The organism is Rodentibacter rarus, from assembly GCF_001998965.1.
In the GTDB taxonomy this organism is placed as follows: Bacteria; Pseudomonadota; Gammaproteobacteria; order Enterobacterales; family Pasteurellaceae; genus Rodentibacter; species Rodentibacter rarus.
Genome location: NZ_MLHJ01000144.1, coordinates 1 through 2366 on the forward strand (window position 1 = coordinate 1; position 2366 = coordinate 2366).

Consider the following 2366-nt stretch of genomic DNA (forward strand, 5'->3'; position numbering starts at 1 on the left):
AGGGCTAAATTTCAGATTTCGAGCCGTTGAAAAGGCGATTTTTTTGGGAAAAGCGGTAGGGACACACTGCGTGTGTCCGAATTTTAACCTATTGAAATAATTTGATTCTATAACGGACACACGCAGTGTGTCCCTACGTTCTGTTAAAATTTCTGTTTTTGTGCATTTGCTACATAATACCGTTCTTTCAAAAAAGTGCGGTTAAAAATATTCATAAATCACTAAAGTGATTTATTCACTCCTTCGGAGCCGTTGGCAAAGCCAACGTTCAAAAAACGTCGTTTTTTGTGACCGCACTTTTTGTTATACTCCCACCAATTTTTTCTCAATATTAATGAATTTAAGGTTAAGCCAATGCGTACAAGTCAATATTTATTTTCCACATTAAAAGAAACGCCGGCGGAAGCAGCGATTGTCAGCCATCAACTGATGTTGCGTGCCGGGATGATTCGCCCGCTCGCAGCCGGGCTTTATAACTGGATGCCAACAGGCTGGCGGGTATTACGTAAAGTGGAAAAAATCATCCGTGAAGAAATGGATAAAAGCGGTGCACTGGAAATTAAAATGCCGGTGGTGCAGCCTGCGGAGCTTTGGCAGGAATCCGGTCGTTGGGAGCAATACGGTCCTGAGTTATTGCGTTTTACTGATCGTGGTGAGCGTGGTTTTGTGATTGGCCCGACCAATGAAGAGGCCATTACGGATTTAATGCGTCGTGAGATCACCTCTTACCGCCAACTACCAATGAATCTTTATCACATTCAAACGAAATTCCGTGATGAAGTTCGTCCTCGTTTTGGGGTGATGCGTAGCCGTGAATTTATCATGAAAGATGCCTATTCTTTCCATACCAACCAAGAAAGTTTGCAGCAAACCTATGAAGTGATGTACCAAACTTATAGCAATATTTTCAACCGCTTAGGGTTAGATTTCCGTGCGGTACAGGCAGATACCGGCTCCATTGGCGGCAGTGCCTCACACGAATTCCAAGTGTTGGCAAACAGTGGTGAAGATGATGTGATTTTCTCCACCGAATCCGATTACGCCGCTAACATTGAATTAGCGGAAGCGGTGGCAATCGGCGAACGTGCTGCCCCAACCAAAACCATGGAATTGGTTGATACGCCAAATGCCAAAACCATTGCGGAATTAGTTGCACAATTTAATCAACCTATTGAAAAAACCGTGAAAACCTTGATTGTTAAAGGTGCAACGGAAGAGCAGCCATTAGTGGCATTAATCATTCGTGGCGATCACGAACTCAATGAAATTAAAGCAGAAAAATTAGCGGAAGTGGCTTCGCCTTTTGAGTTTGCCGATGAAGCGGAAATTAAGGCTAAAATTGGGGCAGGGGTGGGATCATTAGGGCCGGTTAATCTCAATATTCCGGTGATTATTGATCGCTCGGTTGCCTTGATGTCCGATTTTAGTGCCGGTGCGAATATTGATGGCAAACACTACTTTAATATTAACTGGGAACGTGATGTGGCATTACCGAAAATCGCAGATATTCGTAATGTGGTGGAGGGTGATCCAAGCCCGGATGGCAAAGGTACATTGCTCATTAAACGGGGTATTGAGGTCGGTCATATTTTCCAACTGGGTAAAAAATACTCTGAGGCGATGAATGCCACCGTACAAGGTGAAGATGGTCGCCCAATGGTGGTGACGATGGGGTGCTATGGTATCGGGGTAACCCGTGTGGTTGCGGCAGCCATTGAACAACATTATGACGAGCGAGGCATTATTTGGCCAACGGACGAAATCGCCCCTTTCACCGTGGCAATTGTGCCGATGAATATGCATAAATCCGAAGCCGTACAACAGTATGCCGAAGAACTTTACCGCACGTTACAAGCACAGGGTGTCGAGGTGATTTTTGACGATCGCAAAGAACGCCCGGGTGTGATGTTTGCAGATATGGAGCTTATCGGTGTTCCACATATGATTGTTATCGGTGAGAAAAATTTAGCAAACGGTGAGATTGAATATAAAAATCGCCGCACCGGTGAAAAAGAAATGATCGCAAAAGATCAATTACTCAATGTCTTAAGCGCAAAATTAGCTTAATCCGGTAAAATTCATCTGCTCTTAAAATTGATTAAGGGCAGATTTTATTCTGCTTGACCGCATTATTATAAAGTGCGGTCATTTTCTTTTTATATTTTACCCGTCTCACTGAATCATCTTCTCCTCTGAGAGTATGCTGATTTGTTCGGTATTATGTAGCAAATGCACAAAAACAGAAATTTTAACTGAACGTAGGGACACACTGCGTGTGTCCGTTATAAAAATCAATTATTTCAATATGTTAAAATTCGGACACACGCAGTGTGTCCCTACAAGATAACAAAAAGCAACATTGTGCA

General features: G+C 43.2%; 1 protein-coding gene. It reads left to right on the plus strand.

The features are described from left to right. Nucleotides 1-354 precede the first annotated feature (354 nt). Nucleotides 355-2067, plus strand: coding sequence for a proline--tRNA ligase (gene proS / locus BKK50_RS11740; RefSeq protein WP_077418343.1), 1713 nt, complete (start codon nucleotides 355-357; stop codon nucleotides 2065-2067). The last annotated feature ends 299 nt before the right edge of the window (nucleotides 2068-2366 follow it).